Below are 17,379 nucleotides of genomic sequence, written 5' to 3'. Positions count from 1 at the left end.
TCAGGCCACCGGCTCGTGCCGTGGGCGGGGCTGCTGACCAGTCAGGTGGTCCACCACCCGGTGGGTGAGCGCGCCGAGCGCCTCGATCTCGGCGGGGGTGAGCAGGTCGATGAGGTTCCGGCGGACGGCGGCCAGGTGGCCGGGTGCCGCGACCTCGATGGCCTCCCGACCGGCCGGGGTGAGCACGACTATCGAGCCCCGGGCGTCGTCCGGGCACTCCTCCCGGGTCACCAGGCCGCGTTGCTGCATGCGGGTGAGGTGGTGGGAGAGCCGACTGCGGGACCAGAGCATCCGGTCGGCCAGGTCGCGGAGGCGCAGACGTCCCTCCGGTGACTCCGAGAGGTCGGAGAGCACGTCGTAGTCGGGCTCGGAGAGGCCGCTGTCCTGCGTCAGGTCCCGGGCCAGCTCCAGGTCGAGCAGGCGACGCATCCGGCGGTAGCCCCGCCAGGCGCGGTCCTCCCGCTCGTCCAGCCACCGTGGCGCGTCCATGCCGCCAGCCTACCCGGATCGTTGACATGTCATCGAATCACCCCCTACGGTCGATGACATGTCAACGAATGACCTCTGGCAGCTCTTCGGCGAACGTGGACGCGGAGTGCTGGTCACAGTGCGCCGCGACGGCCGACCCCAACTGTCGAACCTCGACTACCTGGCCGAGCCGGGGCTCATTCGATGCTCGACCGTCGGCGACCGCGCCAAGGCCCGCAACCTGCGCCGCGACCCCCGGGCGAGCTTCCACGTGACGACCGGCGACGGTGGCGCGTACGCGGTCGCCGACGGCACCGCCACCCTCACCCCACCCGCCGCCGCCGAGGACGACGACACCGTTCGGGAACTGATCGAGGTCTACCGGCGCATCCGCGGCGAGCACCCCGACTGGGCGGAGTACCGGACCGCCATGGTCGCCGACGGTCGAGTGGTCATCCGGCTCACCGTCGAACGCGTCTACGGCTGGCCCGGATGAGCGGCCTGCTCGGCTGGGCGCAAGCCGGCTGACTAGGGTCTGAGCATGGTCGCAACAATCCGGTACGAGGACATCGTCAAGGTCCCGAAGGCGCTGCTGCACGACCACCTCGACGGCGGGCTGCGGCCGGCGACAATCGTCGACCTGGCCGCCGAGGTGGGCCACGAGCTGCCCGCCACCGATCCCGAGGCGCTGGGGCGCTGGTTCGCGGAGGCGGCCGACTCCGGTTCCCTGGAGCGCTACCTCGAGACGTTCGCGCACACCGTCGCGGTCATGCAGACCGCACCGGCGCTGCGGCGGGTCGCCCGCGAGTGCGCCCTCGACCTGGCGGCCGACGGAGTGGTCTACGCCGAGGTGCGCTTCGCCCCGGAGCAGCACCTGGAACAGGACCTCAGCCTGGACGAGGTGGTCGAGGCGGTGCTGGCCGGGTTCGCCGAGGGCGCCGCCCAGGCGGTCGAGGCGGGCCTGACCATCCGGGTGGGCACCCTGCTCACCGCGATGCGGCACGCCGCCCGATCCCAGGAGATCGCCGAGCTGGCCGTGCGGCACCGGGACGCCGGGGTGGTCGGCTTCGACATCGCCGGCGCCGAGGCGGGTTTCCCGCCCACCCGGCACCTGGACGCCTTCGAGTACCTCCAGCGGGAGAACTTCCACTTCACCATCCACGCCGGCGAGGCGTTCGGGTTGCCGTCCATCTGGCAGGCGATCCAGTGGTGCGGAGCGGACCGGCTCGGCCACGGGGTACGGATCGTCGACGACATCGCCCCCGACGGCGCGCTCGGTCGGCTGGCCGCGTACGTCCGGGACAAGCGGATTCCCCTGGAGCTGTGCCCCTCCTCGAACGTGCAGACCGGTGCGGTGTCCTCCATCGCGGACCACCCGATCGGCCTGCTGCGGGACCTGCGCTTCCGGGTGACGGTCAACACCGACAACCGGCTGATGAGCGGCACCTGCATGTCGCGGGAGATGTCGCTGCTGGTGGACACCTTCGGCTACGGCTGGAAGGAGTTGCAGTGGTTCACCATCAACGCGATGAAGAGCGCCTTCATCCCGTTCGACGAGCGGCTCCGGATCATCGATGAGGTGATCAAGCCGGCGTACGCCAAGCTGCTGGCCTGACCACCTCAGCCGTGCGGGTGGCCGGCGAGCAGGCCGGCCACCCGGCGCAGCACCTCGCGGGCGCGGGCCGCCTCCGCGCCCAGCCCGGTCTGCCGCCGCAGGACCGCGGGCTCGGCCCGGAGCAGCGCCACGCCCCGCCGGACCAGCACCCGGGGAGCCTTGCGCTGCTCGGACAGGTCACGGGCCAGCCGGCGGAGGAAGGTCGCGCCGCGCGGTCGACGCAGCGCGTACGCCCCGGCCAGCAGGCCACGGCGGCGGCACTCCTCGACGATCTCGGCGGCGAAGATCCCTTCGGCCACGAAAAGTGGCGATCCGTCGACATGGAATGGCCGGGTGGCTACCCGCCGGTCCGCACCGATCGCATAAACCGGCACATCGGCTCGGCCTTCACGGGCAAGTTGGGCAATGATTTCCACCGCTGTCGAGGCGTCCCAGGACTGAGGGGATTCCCAATCCACCTGGCCGTTTCGTCGCGGCAACGTAGGGTCATCGCCGTCTTTGTAGAAGTCGTCCAGGCAGAGCACCGGTAACCCGGTTTGCTGCGCAATGTACGACTTTCCGGAGCCCGAAGGGCCGGCGAGCAGGACAACGCGGTGCGGATGTTCCATTACCTTCAGTTACTCCGACCAGACGGACTGCTATCAAATCGCATCAACATCTCATCACACCTTCGGTCGGGGACAACCTGGGCTTTCTTCTTGCCGACCGGCGTGATGGAATCTCGGGGGTCCGACCCGCCGGGTCGGTCGCTGGGCGTTGCCCGGGGCAACGCGTTGAAGCTGTAATCGCGAGGGCGGTGTTGTGAGCAAACGGCCAAAGATGGCGGGCTCCCTCCTGTCGCGGCTGCGCCAGCCGGCCAGCCGGCTCGGGGACATGCCGATCTGGTCCAAGCTCGGTCTAATCATGATCGTGCCGACCATCGCCACGGTCGTGGTGGGCACCAGTGGTCTGGTCGACCACGTGGAGACGCTCAACAATGCCAACCGGGCCGGCGACCTGGCGAATCTGTCGAGCTATTCAGGTGACCTGGTCGACAGTCTGCAGGACGAGCGCACCGCCGCCGTGCTGTTGCTGGGCGCGGACGGGACGCAGCCGACGGCCCAGTACCAGGAGGCCTACAACCGGGTGAACTCCCGGGTGGACCAGGACGCGATCCCCTACCGGCAGCAGCGGGCCGACATCGAGGACCTGCCGAGCAGCCTGGACGCTCTGCTCGACGGCATCGACCAGAACCTGCAGGACCTCTCGGGCGTCCGCAGCCAGGTCTTCAACGGCAAGCTCGCGCTCACCGAGACCGTGCAGGCGTACGAGGGCCTGATCAGTGACCTGCTCGCCATCCGTGACTCGGCCACGCAGCTCGCCGGTGACAACGACCTGAGCGACCGGATGCGCGCCGCCGCGGCGGTCGCCCGGGAGAAGGAGTTCCTCGCCGTACGCCGGGTCGTGGTGCACCGCGCGCTGGGCGTCAAGGGCGGAAAGCGCCTGACGCCGGCGCTGCGCACCGACTACATCGCCAGTGGCACCGGCCAGCAACAGGCGCTGCAGAGCTTCAAGGCCGTCGCCACCCCGGACGACGCGAAGTTCCACGACCAGACCGTCGCGGGCGGCGACCGTCGGCAGGCACAGAACTACACCGGCTGGATCGACGGCAACACCACCGGCGACATGCGCGGCGCACCGTTCGGCCCGGACCAGTGGGAAGCGGCCATGACGGCCAACGCGAAGCTGATCCGCACCGTCGAGACGAAGCTCGACAGCGAAGTGGTCAAGGAAGCCGACGCCCTCCGCACGGACGTTCAGCGCCAGGTCTTCCTGGAGACCGGCCTGCTGCTCAGCATGCTGCTGCTGGCCATCCTCTTCGCGTACCTGGTCGCCCGGTCCATGGCCCGTTCGCTCCGCGAGCTGCGGCAGGGCGCCCTCTCTGTCGCCCAGTACGGCCTACCGCAGGCGGTTGCCCGACTGCGTGACCCGCAGGTCGTCGGGCAGCTCACCCCGGTGCAGTTGGCGAACCAGATCGCCGAGCCGCTGCCGGTCCGCAGCCGTGACGAGTTCGGCCAGGTGACCGAGGCGTTCAACGCCGTCCACCTGGAAGCCGTCCGCACGGCCGCCGAGCAGGCGGCCCTGCGCGCCTCCGTCGCCACCATGTTCGTCAACCTGGCCCGCCGTTCACAGATCCTGGTCGACCGCCTCATCGGGCATCTCGACCGGCTGGAGCGCGGCGAGGAGGACCCGGACCGCCTGGCCGAGCTGTTCCAGCTCGACCACCTGGCCACCCGGATGCGCCGCAACGACGAGAACCTGCTGGTGCTCGCCGGTGCCGACTCCACCCGCGTGCAGCGGGAGCCGGCCGCGCTCATCGACGTGCTGCGCGCCGCGCAGTCCGAGGTCGAGCACTACACCCGGATCGAGTTCGGCGTCATCGACCGGGACATCGAGGTCGCCGCGCACGCGGTCAACGACCTGGTGCACCTCGTCGCCGAGCTGTTCGACAACGCCACCGCGTTCTCCCCGCCCGACTCGCAGGTGATGGTCGAGGCCCGCCGGGTCGGCGACCGCGCCTCGCTCTACGTCGAGGACCGCGGCATCGGCATCAGCGCCGACCAGCTGCAGGACCTCAACGAGCGGCTCGCGACGCCGCCGCAGGTGGACGTGGCCGTCTCCCGGATGATGGGCCTGGTCGTGGTCGCCCGGCTGGCCTCCCGGCACGGCGTCCGGGTCGAGCTGCGCCCCGGCTCCGACCGTGGCACCGTGGCGGACGTCACCCTGCCCACCTCGGTGCTGGTGCCCCGGGCGCTCTCCGGTCGGGTGCAGCAGCCCCCGGCTCTCCCCGCGACCGGCAGCCCCCAGCAGAACGGGCCCGCCCCGGCCTTCGGCGCGCTGCCGGCCTTAGGCAACGGCCCCCGTCCGAGCGAGTCCGGCAACCAGGTCACCCTCGGCGGTCGTCCGTTCGAGCCCGCGTCGCGCAACGGATCCGGCACCCCGGCCAACGCCGGCGGCTACCGCTCGATGCCCGCCTGGTCCGACCTGACCGGCGCCGCCGGCGCGAACGGCGTCAACGGTGGGGACGGGTTCACCCCGCGACCCGCCAACGGCCAGGGGATCGACCCGCTGCCGCAGCGTCGCGCCGGTGACGACGGGCCGAGCACCGGCCAGCAGCCGTCCATTCCTCGACAGCTGCCGAGCAGCCCCGAGACGCAGCCGTACTCGGCGCCCCCGGTCTCCGCCCAGCCGTACTCCGGCGCGCCGGTCTCCGCCTCGCCGGCCTCCGGCCAGCCCTACTCCGGCCAGCCCTACTCGGGAGCTCCGTACACCGGTCAGCCGGTGTCCGCGGCCCCGGCCTCGGGCCAGCCGTACGCCGGCCCGCCGGTGTCCGCCTCGCCCGTGTCGGCATCGCCGGCGTCCGGTCAGCCGTACTCGGGTCAGCCGTACTCGGCGCCGCCGGCCTCCGGTCAGTCGTTCAGCGGGTTCACGCCCCGGTCTGCCCCGCCCGCGCCGGCCGCCGGTGCTCCGGCGCCGCCGGCCTGGCCGCCGGTGCCGAACGGCGACCGGGACGCCGCGACCCCGCCGGTGCCCGAGCGGCTCGCCGCCGCTCTGGACATGACCACCGAGCTGCCGCGCGTGCCGCGACCCGGCGAACAGCCCTCCGCCGCAGCCGCCCAGCCCTCGGCTCCGGCCCAGCCTCCGGCCCCGGCCCCCGCCCCGGCTGCACAGAGCCGATCGGCTCCGCAGCAACCGCAGGCGCAGAACCGCCAGCGGTACGCGGACGAGACGATGGAGTTGCCGATCTTCCGGGAGCTCGAGTCGGCCTGGTTCCGTACCCGCCGCCCGGGTCCGGAGGAGGGCGCCGCCGGTGCCCGACCGGCGACGAACGGCGACAACGCGACCCAGCAGTTCGCCACGGTCGAGGCCACCGGTCCGGCAGTCCACAAGACACCACCCGGGACGACAGGTAACACACCGATGGCAGACACTCCGACGGCCGGAGGAGCGCCGCGGGACAACGGCTCCACAGCGGGCGAGGGCGGTCGCCCCAGCCTCGCTGAGAGCCTGCCGAACCGCCGGCCCCAGCCGCAGACCAACGGCTGGCAGACCGCGGCCGACGACGGCTGGCGTGCTGCCTCGGCGGCGGCCGACGCGGTGCCGGTGAGCGAGACGACCACGACCGGTCTGCCGAAGCGCAAGCCGATGGCGCAGTTGGTGCCGGGTGCCGTGGAGAAGCCCACCACCTCGGTCCAGCGGCGCTCCCCGGAGGCGGTCCGTGGCCTGCTCTCCGCCTACCACCGGGGCGTGCAGCGAGGGCGTAGCACCTCGGACAACCCGACCAACCCGGAGGCGACTTCGGGTGGGCAATCCTCGCAGTCTGGCTCAGGCCCGGTGGCCGGGAGCGGGCAGAAGGAGCAAGAAGGATGACAACTACTCAGGATCTTGGTTGGCTTCTGGCCAACTTCGCCGACCGGGTGCCCGGTGTCGCGCATGCGGTCGCCGTCTCGGCCGACGGCCTACTCCTGGCGTCGTCACGGGACCTGCCGCGCGACCGGGCCGACCAGCTCGCCGCGATCTCGTCGGGTCTGGTCAGCCTGACCCAGGGGGCAGCGCGCTGCTTCGAGGGAGGCGCGGTGTTGCAGACCGTCGTGGAGATGGACAATGGCTTCCTGTTCCTGATGTCCATCTCGGATGGCTCGTCCTTCGCCGTGCTGGCTGCTCGCAGCTCCGACGTGGGCCAGGTCGGCTACGAGATGGCGCTGCTGGTCGACCGGGTCGGTGACGCGCTGACCCCGCAGCCGCGTGCGGCTGCGGGAATGCTGGGTTGACGCCTCGCCGATCGATGAGGTCGGCACAACTGCAACGACAACAACGACGGGTTTCACCGGTGGGAGCCGGTAACGGGTGCGAAGGAGGTGAGCGGCGAGATGGCCGATCGTGACGAACCGACCGGAGCGTTGGTCCGTCCATACGCCGTGACCCGTGGTCGTACCCGTCCCCGGCTCGACATCGCGCTTGAGGCGCTCGTCGAGACGACGGTGCGCGGTCGGGCCGCTGCCAATGGCAACGGCGGCCAGGGCCGCGAACACCAGTACATCGCCGCGCTGTGTGACGGACGCGTGCAGTCGCTCGCGGAGATCGCGGCGCGGATGCAGCTCCCGCTCGGTGTGGCCCGGGTGCTCATCGCCGACATGGCGACGGACGGCCTGGTCGCGGTCCACGAGCCGACCATCCTGGACGACTCCGACGACGCGGTGGGCACTGAACTGCTGGAGAGGGTGCTGAGTGGACTTCGCAGGCTCTGACATGTCGCACCGCCCGCCGAACCCGGGCGGCCGCGTGACGTCGGCGAAGATCGTTATCGCCGGTGGATTCGGCGTCGGTAAGACGACGCTGGTCGGCTCGGTCTCGGAGATCACGCCGCTGACCACCGAGGCCATCATGACCTCGGCCGGCGTGGGCGTCGACGACACCCGGCAGGTGCCGGGCAAGTCGACGACCACGGTGGCCATGGACTTCGGCCGGATCTCGATCGACCGTGACCTGATCCTGTACCTCTTCGGTACGCCGGGTCAGACCCGATTCTGGTTCATGTGGGACGAACTGGTTCGGGGCGCGATCGGCGCGGTCGTGCTGGTGGATACCCGCCGGCTGGCCGACTGCTTCGCGGCGATCGACTTCTTCGAGCACCGACGCCTGCCGTACCTGGTGGCGATCAACTGCTTCGACGGGATGCAGTACCACGACCCGCAGGACGTTCGGGACGCCTTGGCGATCTCCAGTGACGTTCCGGTGGTGGCCTGCGACGCCCGTAACCGGGAGTCGACGAAGCACGTGCTGATCTCGCTGGTCGAGTACGTGCTCACCATGCGCCGTACGCGCGCCGTCGCCCCGGCCTGATCGGGACGCAGCACGCCCGGTGGTGGCTTCGGCCCCCACCGGGCGCGGCACCCTGCGCGCCCCACGCCGCTTCCAGAGAGCCGTGGAGCTGTCGGCCCCCGCACCCTGTGGCCGGTAGCTCTGCGGGCTCCTCAGGAGGCGGCGTCGTCGCGTCCCGGCCTCCTACCCCCCACCACACATGCGACAGCGCCCCCGGTCGGCTGACCGGGGGCGCTGTCGTGTGCAGAGAGGGTCAGGACTGGTAACCGGCGGAGCGGTACTCGTACTCCCGGTCGTCGTCACGGTCCCCGTGATCACGGCTGAAGTCCCAACCGCCGGCCGCCTCACGACCGGGCCGACCACCCACCGCGAAACCGCCGATCTCCTGGCCACGACGCCAGCCACGGAAGTAACCGGTGGTGTTCTCCGCCAGGCTTGCCGCATCGCGCACTATCCGCAGTGGCCGCTCCTCACGCAGCGGCGAACCCGGGACCAGATTGGCCTGAGGCACACGCTTCGGCAGCCCGGCGTTGGTCTCGGCGCCCACCGCGGGACGGGCGGCCTGCTCTGCGGCCTGCCAGCCGGTGTCCGCAGTGGTCGACCAGTCCAGATCGGACTCGTCGGCGTGGCCGACGAACCAGGCCGACTTGGCCTGCGCGAAGATCAGCAGGTCGCCGTCACCCTCGTCGGCGACCGGCGGGGGCCGGTGCTCGACCGGCGGCGGTCGGTGCTCCATGGGTGGCGGTCGGTGCTCCATCGAGGGCAGCGGCCGGTGCTCGGCGGCACGGTCGGCGCGAGCAGCCGCTCGACCACCGCGAGCAGCCTGCTCCCGGTCGACCAGCCGCAGCGGCGGCGTCTCCAGGTGCGGCTCCGTGGGCGGGTTGAGCCCTTCCCGGAGCGCCCGGTCGGCCAGCGGCGGTGGCTCCACCAGCCGCAGCATGGGCGGCTCCTGGGGCAGATCGTCGGCCAACCAGGGCGGCGTGACCCGACCGTCGGCCCGACCCGGGTCGGTGGGGGCGTCGATGCCGCGCCCGCCGCCGTACGGGTAGGCCACCGGGTTGTTCGGCGAGCTGTCGGCCGGGTCCTCCGGGTTGTTGACCAACGGCCAGTTGGCCCGGGATCCCGGGGGCGCGGCGTCCTGGCCGGGCCGGGGGGTCGGCACTGGAATGCTGAGGTCGGTGGCGCTGAACCCGCCCGTGGGCGGCTCGTCGACCGGGCGTTGCAGGTGGCTCGACCGTTCGCCGTTGGTCTTCGGACGGGGCGGGATGACCGTACGCTGCCGTTCGGCCCGCGCGCTGTTGATGGCGGCGGTGGTCAGCGTCGGCCGGAACGGCTCGCCGGCCTCGGCCGGAGGCACCGTGCCGCGCTGCGCGGGGGCGATCGGGGTGATCCCCGGCGGCGGGGGTGGCGGCGAGGAGACCGGTCGGTTGGTCGGGCCGTCGATCCGGCTGGGCGCCGGCTCGGCGGTGCGGTGCGGGAGGGTGGACGCCGGAGGCTTGGCCATCGCGGCCGGTGCCATCGGTGCGGGCGCGACAGGCGGCGGCGTGACCGGAGCCGGTGCCGTCGGGGGCGGCCCGAGTGGGCGGGGCGACGCCACCGGAGCGTTGCCGGGGATCGGCTCGGGGCGACTGCGGCGCCCGACGGCCGGTGCGGGCTCGGCGGGCGGGGTGGGACGCACCGAGCGCAGCCCCGCACCGGTGGTCGTCATCCCGGCCAGTTCGCCGACCGACTCGCCACGGCGGGCGGCGGCCCGACGGCCGGGTGCCTGGGCAGGCGCGGTGACCCGTGACCCGAGAGCGCTGACCAGGGCCTCACACCCCGCGTCACAGGCCCGTACGGAGGCGACGGCCTGCCGGACCGTCTCGGCCACCGCCGAGGTGAGCGCCCGGTTGACCGCGGCGCGCCGGGGTGTCTCGGAGATGGCGACCCGCAGGGCGGTGACCGCCTCGTTGATCTCGTCGGCGTCGGCGACCCCGTCGGCGGCAAGATGCGCGGCGATGGCGTCGGCCGCGACCGACACCTCGCGACCACGGGCCACGGTGCCGCCGAGCATGCCCGGCTCGGGCAGCGCGTCGAGCACCGCCAGCGAGACCGGTTCGGCCGGGTCCGGGTACGCCCGCAGGGCCGCCGGGTAGAGCTCGCGGAGGACCTCGCGCAGCGCCACGGCGGCCGAGTGCCGACCACTGGCCAGCGCCGCGTGCGCGGCGAGCACCTGCTTGTAGCCGGCCAGATCCCGGGGCGCCGGCAGGGTGACCGCCGAGAGCGCGCCGGCCTGCAACGCGCGGGCCAGGCCGACGGCCCGTCGTTCGGCCGGAGGTGACTGCATCTCCTCAAGGGAGTCGTCGTCGGCGAACCGCTCGGCGAAGTCGTCCACCGAGTCGTCGTCGGCGATCGCCAGAGGCCGACCCGCCGCGCTCAACAGCGAGATGACCGTGTGGTCGTCGCTGTCGGCGGCGATGGCCGCTCCGCTCGGCCCGCCCGACCGCTCCACGAGCAGCGCGACGAGCTGGGCGTAGCCAGCGGCGTCGTCGCTGATCTCGCTGACATGCAGCAGACGGCCTGCGTCGTCGACCACAGCGGACGTCAGCGTCGAGCCGGCGGAGGCCGGTCGGTCAGCCGGATCCGCCGAGGCCAGACCGCAGTAAACGCGCACGAGCGCCACGGCGTCGTCCTCCTCCCGGGACAGGTCTTTCCTCTGCCAGCAACTGATGCTCCCCGGTACGGGTCAGTCGCGCCAGTCCACCACCGCAGAGATCTTGCCGACAATGGTGCGCCAACCCAAACTCGCGGTCTGCGCACCGATCTTCTTCAGCCGTCGCCGACCCATGAAAGCGCCGATGCCGCCGTTGGCGGTGGCCCGCAGCGCCTCGTCCAGGTCGTCGAGACTGGAGCCGGCGGAGAGCATGTCGAGCACCGCAGGCAGCCGCAATGCGTACGAAAGGTCACGAGCGACCTCGCCGGCCTCGATCAGCAGGGTCGAATCCCAGGTGTCGTGCCCGCCGCGCAGGTTCTCCACGACGAGGTCGAGTTCGTAGGTGTCCTCGTCGAGCGGCACGATATCTGCCGGCTCCACCCGTTCGGACAATTCATTCCAGCTGTCCAGTTGGGACAGATCGTTGGGAGCACCGGACCGGATGAAACTGACCAACGACTCGGGGGTCTTGAACAGCAGCAACTTGCCCTTGTTGCTGAGGAAGACCGGCACCTCCTCGTCGCTGACCTCTTCCTCGGCCTCCTCGTCGGTGGCCTCGGTGTCGGTGTCGGTGTCGGCGTCGGCGCGGCGGCGCTTCGACTCGTCCTCGTCGCTGTCGGCGAACTCCTGGGCCAGCTCCTCGTCGAGGATGACGACGGTCTCGTCGTCCTCGTCCTCCTCGACCACCTGGCGGCGGGCGAGGAACGGGTCGTCCAGGTCGCGCTCGGCCACGTCGGTCGGGGTCAGCGAGCTGGCCGGCCGGTACGCCCGCAGCGTGAAGCCGGTGCCGGCGGGGAGGGCGATCTCCACGGGATCGATGCGCAGCTCGTCCCAGAGCGCGCGGTCGACCGGGCCCGCTGGGCGGTCGATCTCTTCGATCTCGTCTGGTCGGGCCGCGCCGGTGGTGTCGTCGAGCTCGGGCTCGTCGGCGTCGGGCCGTTGGGGCGACTGGCGGGCCACGCTGACCTCCGTGTGCTTCGGGTTGCCCACCCGCCGGGGTCTCTGACCGGCGAGTGACTCTGGGCACATACCCTAGTCGGCGGACCTGGGTGACCGGTGCCCGCACCCCGGTGGCCGCTCGGCGCACGGATTCGGCCTGCTGGCGGCGGGCGCTGGCGAACCGACCGTTCGACAAGTAGCGTAGCTACGCATGAAGGCCCAGGCGTTGCACGGCCACTTGGACGCTCTGCTGCTCGCCGTTCTCGAACAGGGCGCGCTGCACGGGTACGCCATCATTGAGGCCCTACGCGAGCGCAGTGACGGCAGCCTCGATCTGCCCACCGGCACCATCTACCCGGCGTTGCGTCGCCTGGAGCGCGCCGGGCACGTGGCGAGCACCTGGAGCACCGTCAACGGCCGGGAGCGGCGGACGTACGAGCTCACCGATTCCGGCCGGCGGGCGCTGGCCGGGGAACGCGCCGGTTGGCACGACTTCCAGCTGACCGTCGGCCGGTTCCTGGATCCGGGCAGTCCACCCCACACCCCGGCCTGACCCCACCGGGCGGGCGTCGGCTCAGCGGGCGACGGCGAGCAGCCAACCGCGCACCGCACGGGTCAGCGAGAAGTAGGCACCTCCGACCAGCACCGCACCGATGATCATCGGAGGCCAACGCAGCGCGGCGTCCCAGAGGTTGACCGACCAGCCGAAGAGGGCGCACCCGGCGAGGATGGACAGCACCAGGATTCCGGTCAGGCCGGCGCCCACGGCACGCTGCAACCGGGCCAGGCCCGGCCGTGGCGAACGGGCGCTGGCCGCGACCACCAGCAGACCGGCCACCGCGAGCAGCAGCGCACCCGCCCAGATCCAGTCGACCGAGTGGGAGAGCAGCAGGTAGCCGGACGGGGGGCGTGGGCCGTCGGTCCAGCTCGCCCCGCGCCAGGTCAGATCGCCGGCGGCCATCCCCACCCCGGCCGCGGCCAGCATCCGCAGGGACAGCCCGCGCAGCGCACCTACCGCCAGCTCGGCCTGCCACGCGGGAAGGAGCTGCGCCGGTGAGCCGAACTCGACCACGGCCCGGCGCTGCGCCTCGGTGGGCGGCAGCCCACTGTCGCGGTACGCCTCCACGGCGTCCAGCAACCCGTGCCGGGCCTCGGTCAACAGGTCGGACTTGAGTCTCGCGGGCCCCTGCAACCGGGCGGCGAACTCCCGCAGGTGCTCGTCGACCAACACGTCCTCGCGGTGCGGCATGGCACCACCCTGCCACGGAATCTTGACGCCCGGCGTCGGGGAGAACCCTGGTCCGTCCCCGAGCCCGGTCAGGGCGCGAGCGCCAGGTAACCCCGTTCGGCGGCGGCCTGGAGCATCCACTGGTCCCGGTACCAGCCCGGCACGGCGACCAGGTCGGCGTGCCGACCGCGCTGCATCACCCGCCCGCCGTCGAGGACGACGATCTCGTCCAGCTCGGCCAGCCCGCTGAGCCGATGGGTGATCAGCAGCACCGAGTGCCCGGCGGGCGTGGCGGCGAGAGCGGACGCCAGCACCGCGTCCGCCGCCGCCGGATCCAGGCCCTCGGTGGGTTCGTCGAGGACCAGCACCGGTGGCGCGGCGAGCAGGGCCCGGGCGAGCGCCAGGCGCTGCCGCTGGCCACCGGAGAGCTGCCCGCCCTCCTCGCCGACCAGCGTGTCCCAGCCCGCCGGCTGCGCGCGTACCCAGTCCAGCAGCCCGGCCGCCGCGGTGGCCGCCGTCAGCTCGTCCTCGCTCGCCCCGGCCCGCCCGAGCAGCAGGTTCTCCCGCACCGTGGCGTGGAAGACGTACGCCTCGGCGAGCAGGCCGCCGACCGCCCGGGGCAGTGCCTCCTCGGCGTACGCCGAGAGGTCGTGACCGTCGAGGGTCACGCGGCCGGAGACGGGCCGGACGGTGCCGGTCAGCACAGCCGCCAGGGTGCTCTTGCCGGCGCCGCTGGGGCCGACCACGGCGATCCTCCGCCCGGCGGGCAGGTCCAGGCTGACACCGTCCAGGGCGGGTGCCGCGCCGACCCGGTAGCGCACTGTCACGTCGACGAAGCGCAGCTCGTGCGGGCCGGCCAGGTCGGCCGTCGCGCCGGTGGGCGGGGGAGCCGGCGTGCCGGCGTCCAGCAGGGTCGCCACCCGGGTCAGGCCGGGCCGCAACTGCGTCCACTGCCGCGCCGCCGAGACCAGGGCGAGCGTCACCTCGACGGCGGCCAGTGCGCCGACGGCCAGGACACCCACCAGCACCCCCGACACGTCGGCGGCCAGCGCGGCCAGCACCACGGCCGCAGCGGTCAGCCCGGCGGTCAGCACCCCGGCCGCGTCCACCGCGAACCCGGTGGCGGCCAGCCGTCGTTCCAACCGGGCCAGTTGGTCGGCGCGCTGCTCAGCGGCGCGCAACGCCACGTCGGTCGCTCCGAACGCGGCCAGGTCGGCAGCGCCGTGGGTGAGGTCGATCGCGTCGGTGGCCAGGGCGCCGCGCAGGGGCGCCACCTGGGCCGCGCTGCGGCGGGTGACAGCGGTGGCCAGTACGGGCAGCGCCACACCGGCCACCAGCACCCCGACGGCGAGCGCCCCGGCGGCGGGCGGTGAGATCAGCGCCGCCCCGGCCACCGCCAGCACCCCGACGAGGGCCGCCGCCGAACCGGGTACCAGCACTCGCAGCAGCAGGTCCTGGACGGCCTCGACGTCGGAGACCAGCCGACTCAGCACGTCCCCCGAGCGGTGCGCGGCGTCGCGGTGGGCCGCGAGGGTGGCGAAGACCCGGGCCCGGACGTCGGTGATCATGCGGAGCACCGCGTCGTGCCCGGCAAGCCGTTCGGTGTAGCGGAACACGCCACGGCCGATCGCCAGCGCCCGTACCGCGACGATCGCCACGGTGAGCCGGTCCAGTGGAGGCTGGCCGGCGGCGCTCATCAACAGCCAGGTGGCGGTCGCCATCAGGGCGAGCCCGGCGAACTCGGTGGCGGCGGCGAGCAGCCCGGCGCCGACCAGGCGGCCAAGGTAGGGGCGGGCCAACCGCAGCACGGCCCGCTCGGCGGCGGCCCGCCCGGCCGGTGTCGCGTCGGGCCCCGCCTCCGACCGGTGTTCCGCGCTCATCGGGCCGCCTTCTGCGTCGGCTCGGGCTGCTGCGTCGGTTCGGGCGTCAGCTCGGTGACCCGACCGTCCTCGACACGCAGGATCCGGTCGGCGTCGGCGAGCAGTGCCGGCCGGTGTGCCACCAGCAGCGCGGTCCGTCCGGCGACCAGACGGCGGGTGGCGTCGAGCACCACCGCCTCGGCCGCCGTGTCCAGGCGGGCGGTGGGTTCGTCGAGCAGCACCACCGGGGCGTCGCGCAGGAAGGCCCGGGCCAGCGCCACCCGCTGCCGTTGCCCGCTGGACAGCCCGTGACCGCGTTCGCCGAGCAGGGTGCCCAGGCCGTCCGGTAGGCCGGTCACGACGTCGTCCAGGGCGGCGTCGCGCACCGCGGTGGCGAGTGCGTCGGGCGGGGTGTCCGGTGCGCCGAGCCGGATGTTGTCGGCCAGCGAGGCGGCGAACAGGTGCGCCCGCTGCGGCACCCAGGCGAGCTGCCGGCGCCACGCGTCCGGATCGGCGGTGGCGAGGTCGACCCCACCCACGGTGATCCGGCCACTGGTCGGGGTCACGAAGCCGAGCAGCAGGCCGAGCAGGGTGCTCTTGCCGGCGCCGCTGGGGCCGATGACGGCGATCCGTTCGCCGGCCCGGACGGTCAGGGTGACGTCGCGCAGCGCGGTGGTCCGCTCGTACGCCACCGTCACCCCCTCGAACCGGATCTCCCGCCGGGCGTCCGGAACGGCGGCGCCCTCGGCGGCCCGGGGCGCGACGGGCACGGCCGAGACGGTCAGCGCCTCGTCCAGCGCGGCGAGGCCTTCCATGCTGGCGTGGAAGCGGCTGCCGGCGGCGCGCAGCGGAAGGTACGCCTCCGGGGTGAGCAGCAGCACCAGCAGCGCGGTCTGCAGGGCCAGCCCGCCGCCGAGCAGCCGGATGCCGACCGGCACCGCGACCAGTGCCACCGAGAGGGTGGCGACCAGTTCCAGCACCAACGCGGAGAGGAACGCGATCCGCAACGTCTTCATGGTGGCGACGCGATGGCCGTCGGCCATCCGGCGTACCACGTCGGTCTGCGCCCGGGCCCGCCCGAAGGCCCGCAGCGTGGGCAGCCCGGCAACCATGTCCAGGAAGTGCCCGCCGAGCAACGAGAGCCGCCGCCACTGCCGTTCGGTGGCGGCCTGTGCCTGCCAGCCGAGCAGCGCGCCGAAGACCGGGATCAGCGGCAGGGTCAGCGCGATGATCACTGCCGAGCTCCAGTCGGCGACGACGACCCGGGCCAGCACCGCGACCGGGACCGTCACGCTGAGCACCAGCTGTGGCAGATACCCGGTGAAGTACGCGTCCAGCGCGTCCAGCCCGCGACCGGCCAGGGTGGCGACCTCGCCGGCCCGCTGCCCGGCCACCCAGCCCGGCCCGTGTCGGCCGACCGCGCCGAGCAGGTCGGCCCGCAGCGTGGCCTTGACCGTGGCGGCGACCCGCGCCGAGACCGTGCCCTGAGCCCAGACCAGCGCGGAGCGGGCGGCGACCGTGATCACGAAGGCGCTCAACGCCGGCCGGTCGAGCCGACCGTCGAAGGCGCTGGCCAGCACCGCCGCGAGGGAGGTGGCCTGCGCCACGATCAACCCGGCGGCGAGCACACCCAGGAGTGTGAGCACGGCAAGGTCGCGCCGGGCCGCAGGGACCCGGCGCAGCAGACGCCTGTCGAACGGACGGCGCTTCACCAGTACACCGGTGCCCTACCGTCGGTTCGTCCTCGAAAAACCCACCAGCACATCGCCTGGAAGCCTAGTAGGGCCGGAAGGAGCGGCAGCGCCACCCAGCCCAGCAGCCGCAGGGTCGGTGCGCTCGCGGCCGCGTCGGCGACGGTCAGCGAGGCACCGGGGTCGGTCGTGGACACCAGCACATAGGGCCACAGCGCGGCCCCGACCAGCGCCACCGGCATCGCCAGGGCCGCGCCGGTGGCGCACAGCGCCCACCCCGGCCGCCGCCGCGCCAGCGCCGCGCGGGCCGCCAGCAGCACCACCACGAGCAGCACCGGCAGGAGTACGGCCACCGCCGGCCGCTGTACCGCGTCGCGTACCCGGGCGGAGAGCAGGCCCACGACGGTGGCCAGGGCGACGGCGGTGAGCGCCACCGACACGAGTCGGCGGGCGGTGTGTCCGACCACGGCGGCGGCCTCGGCCGGCAGGCGTAGGGCGAGGAACGTCGCGCCGTGCACCGCGACCAGCGCGACCATGGCCAGCCCGACGGTCGCGGCGAACGGGGTGACCAGGTGCGACACCCCGGCGACGTGCCCGTCGGCCTGCCGGGGAACGCCCTGCAACAGCGCGGCGAGCACCACACCCCAGCCCAGTGCGGCGAGTGCGCTACCGGCCATCACGACGCGGTCCCAGCGCGCGCGGATCCGTTCGTCGTCGGGTCGGCTGCGCAGCTGCACACCGACGGTGACCAGGATGACGCCGACCAGGGCGCCGGCGACGGCCGGATAGCAGCCGGAGAGCAACTCGCCCTCCAGCATCGGGAACGCGCCGAAAAGGATGCCCACGGCGGCCACCAGCCAGACCTCGTTGCCGAGGAAGAACGGGCCGACAGCGGTGAGCGCCTCCCGCCGCTGCGCCGCGCCGCCGCGTCGGGCGAGCAGCAACCCGACGCCGTAGTCGTAACCGGCGAGCACCAGGTAGCCGGCGAAGAAGAGGCCGAGAAGGGCGTACCAGGCGAGGTCCAC

The 17,379-nt window shown here is 73.1% G+C and carries 15 protein-coding genes; 7 read left to right on the top strand and 8 right to left on the bottom strand.

From position 1 onward, the window contains the following. Entirely contained in the window at positions 1 to 489 is a 489-nt protein-coding gene (locus tag GA0070612_RS02310; protein WP_088986409.1) for a MarR family winged helix-turn-helix transcriptional regulator, read from the bottom strand. A gap of 58 nt (positions 490 to 547) precedes the next feature. Between GA0070612_RS02310 and GA0070612_RS02305 the strand changes: the two genes are divergently transcribed. Continuing rightward, positions 548 to 964: a PPOX class F420-dependent oxidoreductase gene (locus GA0070612_RS02305; RefSeq protein WP_088986408.1), complete on the top strand. Its 417-nt coding sequence runs from the start codon at positions 548 to 550 to the stop codon at positions 962 to 964. 45 nt (positions 965 to 1,009) lie between these two features. Continuing rightward, complete coding sequence (locus GA0070612_RS02300; RefSeq protein WP_088986407.1) at positions 1,010 to 2,083, top strand: adenosine deaminase; 1,074 nt, start codon at positions 1,010 to 1,012, stop codon at positions 2,081 to 2,083. 5 nt (positions 2,084 to 2,088) lie between these two features. Here GA0070612_RS02300 and GA0070612_RS32345 read toward each other — a convergent pair whose 3' ends face one another. Beyond that, positions 2,089 to 2,382: a hypothetical protein gene (locus GA0070612_RS32345; RefSeq protein WP_231924438.1), complete on the bottom strand. Its 294-nt coding sequence runs from the start codon at positions 2,380 to 2,382 to the stop codon at positions 2,089 to 2,091. 502 nt (positions 2,383 to 2,884) lie between these two features. On the opposite strand from GA0070612_RS32345, the gene GA0070612_RS02290 reads away from it, so the two are divergent. The 4 genes from GA0070612_RS02290 to GA0070612_RS02275 all read left to right on the top strand — a co-directional run bounded on the left by GA0070612_RS02290 (position 2,885) and on the right by GA0070612_RS02275 (position 7,966). Next, positions 2,885 to 6,493 carry a sensor histidine kinase gene (locus GA0070612_RS02290; RefSeq protein WP_088986405.1) on the top strand — a complete coding sequence of 1,203 codons (3,609 nt, stop codon included), beginning with the start codon at positions 2,885 to 2,887 and terminating at the stop codon, positions 6,491 to 6,493. Beyond that, on the top strand, positions 6,490 to 6,894 hold the full coding sequence (locus tag GA0070612_RS02285; RefSeq protein WP_030329023.1) for a roadblock/LC7 domain-containing protein: 405 nt from the start codon (positions 6,490 to 6,492) through the stop codon (positions 6,892 to 6,894). Before GA0070612_RS02290 ends, GA0070612_RS02285 begins: the two co-directional genes overlap by 4 nt. 99 nt (positions 6,895 to 6,993) lie before the next feature. After that, positions 6,994 to 7,371, top strand: a complete 378-nt coding sequence (locus tag GA0070612_RS02280) for a DUF742 domain-containing protein (protein ID WP_030329021.1) — start codon at positions 6,994 to 6,996, stop codon at positions 7,369 to 7,371. A 1-nt stretch (position 7,372) separates the two neighbouring features. Further along, positions 7,373 to 7,966, top strand: coding sequence for a GTP-binding protein (locus GA0070612_RS02275; RefSeq protein WP_088986404.1), 594 nt, complete (start codon positions 7,373 to 7,375; stop codon positions 7,964 to 7,966). Positions 7,967 to 8,198: 232 nt separating this feature from the next. Here the strand turns inward: GA0070612_RS02275 and GA0070612_RS02270 are convergent, their stop codons facing one another. Together GA0070612_RS02270 and GA0070612_RS02265 are read right to left on the bottom strand one after the other, a co-directional pair. Beyond that, entirely contained in the window at positions 8,199 to 10,631 is a 2,433-nt protein-coding gene (locus GA0070612_RS02270) for a transposase (protein WP_088986403.1), read from the bottom strand. A gap of 39 nt (positions 10,632 to 10,670) precedes the next feature. Then, positions 10,671 to 11,627, bottom strand: coding sequence for a DNA primase (locus tag GA0070612_RS02265; protein WP_088986402.1), 957 nt, complete (start codon positions 11,625 to 11,627; stop codon positions 10,671 to 10,673). Positions 11,628 to 11,787: 160 nt separating this feature from the next. On the opposite strand from GA0070612_RS02265, the gene GA0070612_RS02260 reads away from it, so the two are divergent. Continuing rightward, the gene (locus tag GA0070612_RS02260; protein WP_088986401.1) at positions 11,788 to 12,129 is read left to right on the top strand and encodes a PadR family transcriptional regulator; all 342 of its coding nucleotides are present in this window, start codon (positions 11,788 to 11,790) and stop codon (positions 12,127 to 12,129) included. Between the two features lie 21 nt (positions 12,130 to 12,150). On the opposite strand, the gene GA0070612_RS02255 is transcribed toward GA0070612_RS02260, so the two are convergent. The 4 genes from GA0070612_RS02255 to GA0070612_RS02240 form a co-directional block, all read right to left on the bottom strand. Beyond that, the gene (locus GA0070612_RS02255) at positions 12,151 to 12,825 is read right to left on the bottom strand and encodes a permease prefix domain 1-containing protein (protein WP_088986400.1); all 675 of its coding nucleotides are present in this window, start codon (positions 12,823 to 12,825) and stop codon (positions 12,151 to 12,153) included. Between the two features lie 68 nt (positions 12,826 to 12,893). Then, a complete protein-coding gene (gene cydC / locus GA0070612_RS02250; RefSeq protein WP_088986399.1) occupies positions 12,894 to 14,684 on the bottom strand; it encodes a thiol reductant ABC exporter subunit CydC in 1,791 nt (596 codons plus the stop codon). Beyond that, positions 14,681 to 16,375: a thiol reductant ABC exporter subunit CydD gene (cydD, locus tag GA0070612_RS02245; RefSeq protein ID WP_088986398.1), complete on the bottom strand. Its 1,695-nt coding sequence runs from the start codon at positions 16,373 to 16,375 to the stop codon at positions 14,681 to 14,683. The genes cydC and cydD overlap by 4 nt, the downstream gene beginning before the upstream one ends. Next, a complete protein-coding gene (locus GA0070612_RS02240) occupies positions 16,372 to 17,379 on the bottom strand; it encodes a cytochrome d ubiquinol oxidase subunit II (RefSeq protein ID WP_088986397.1) in 1,008 nt (335 codons plus the stop codon). Before GA0070612_RS02240 ends, cydD begins: the two co-directional genes overlap by 4 nt.

Origin of the sequence: Micromonospora chokoriensis (genome assembly GCF_900091505.1) — a bacterium.
Taxonomy (GTDB): Bacteria; Actinomycetota; Actinomycetes; order Mycobacteriales; family Micromonosporaceae; genus Micromonospora; species Micromonospora chokoriensis.
This window is presented reverse-complemented; position numbering and strand designations above follow the sequence as displayed.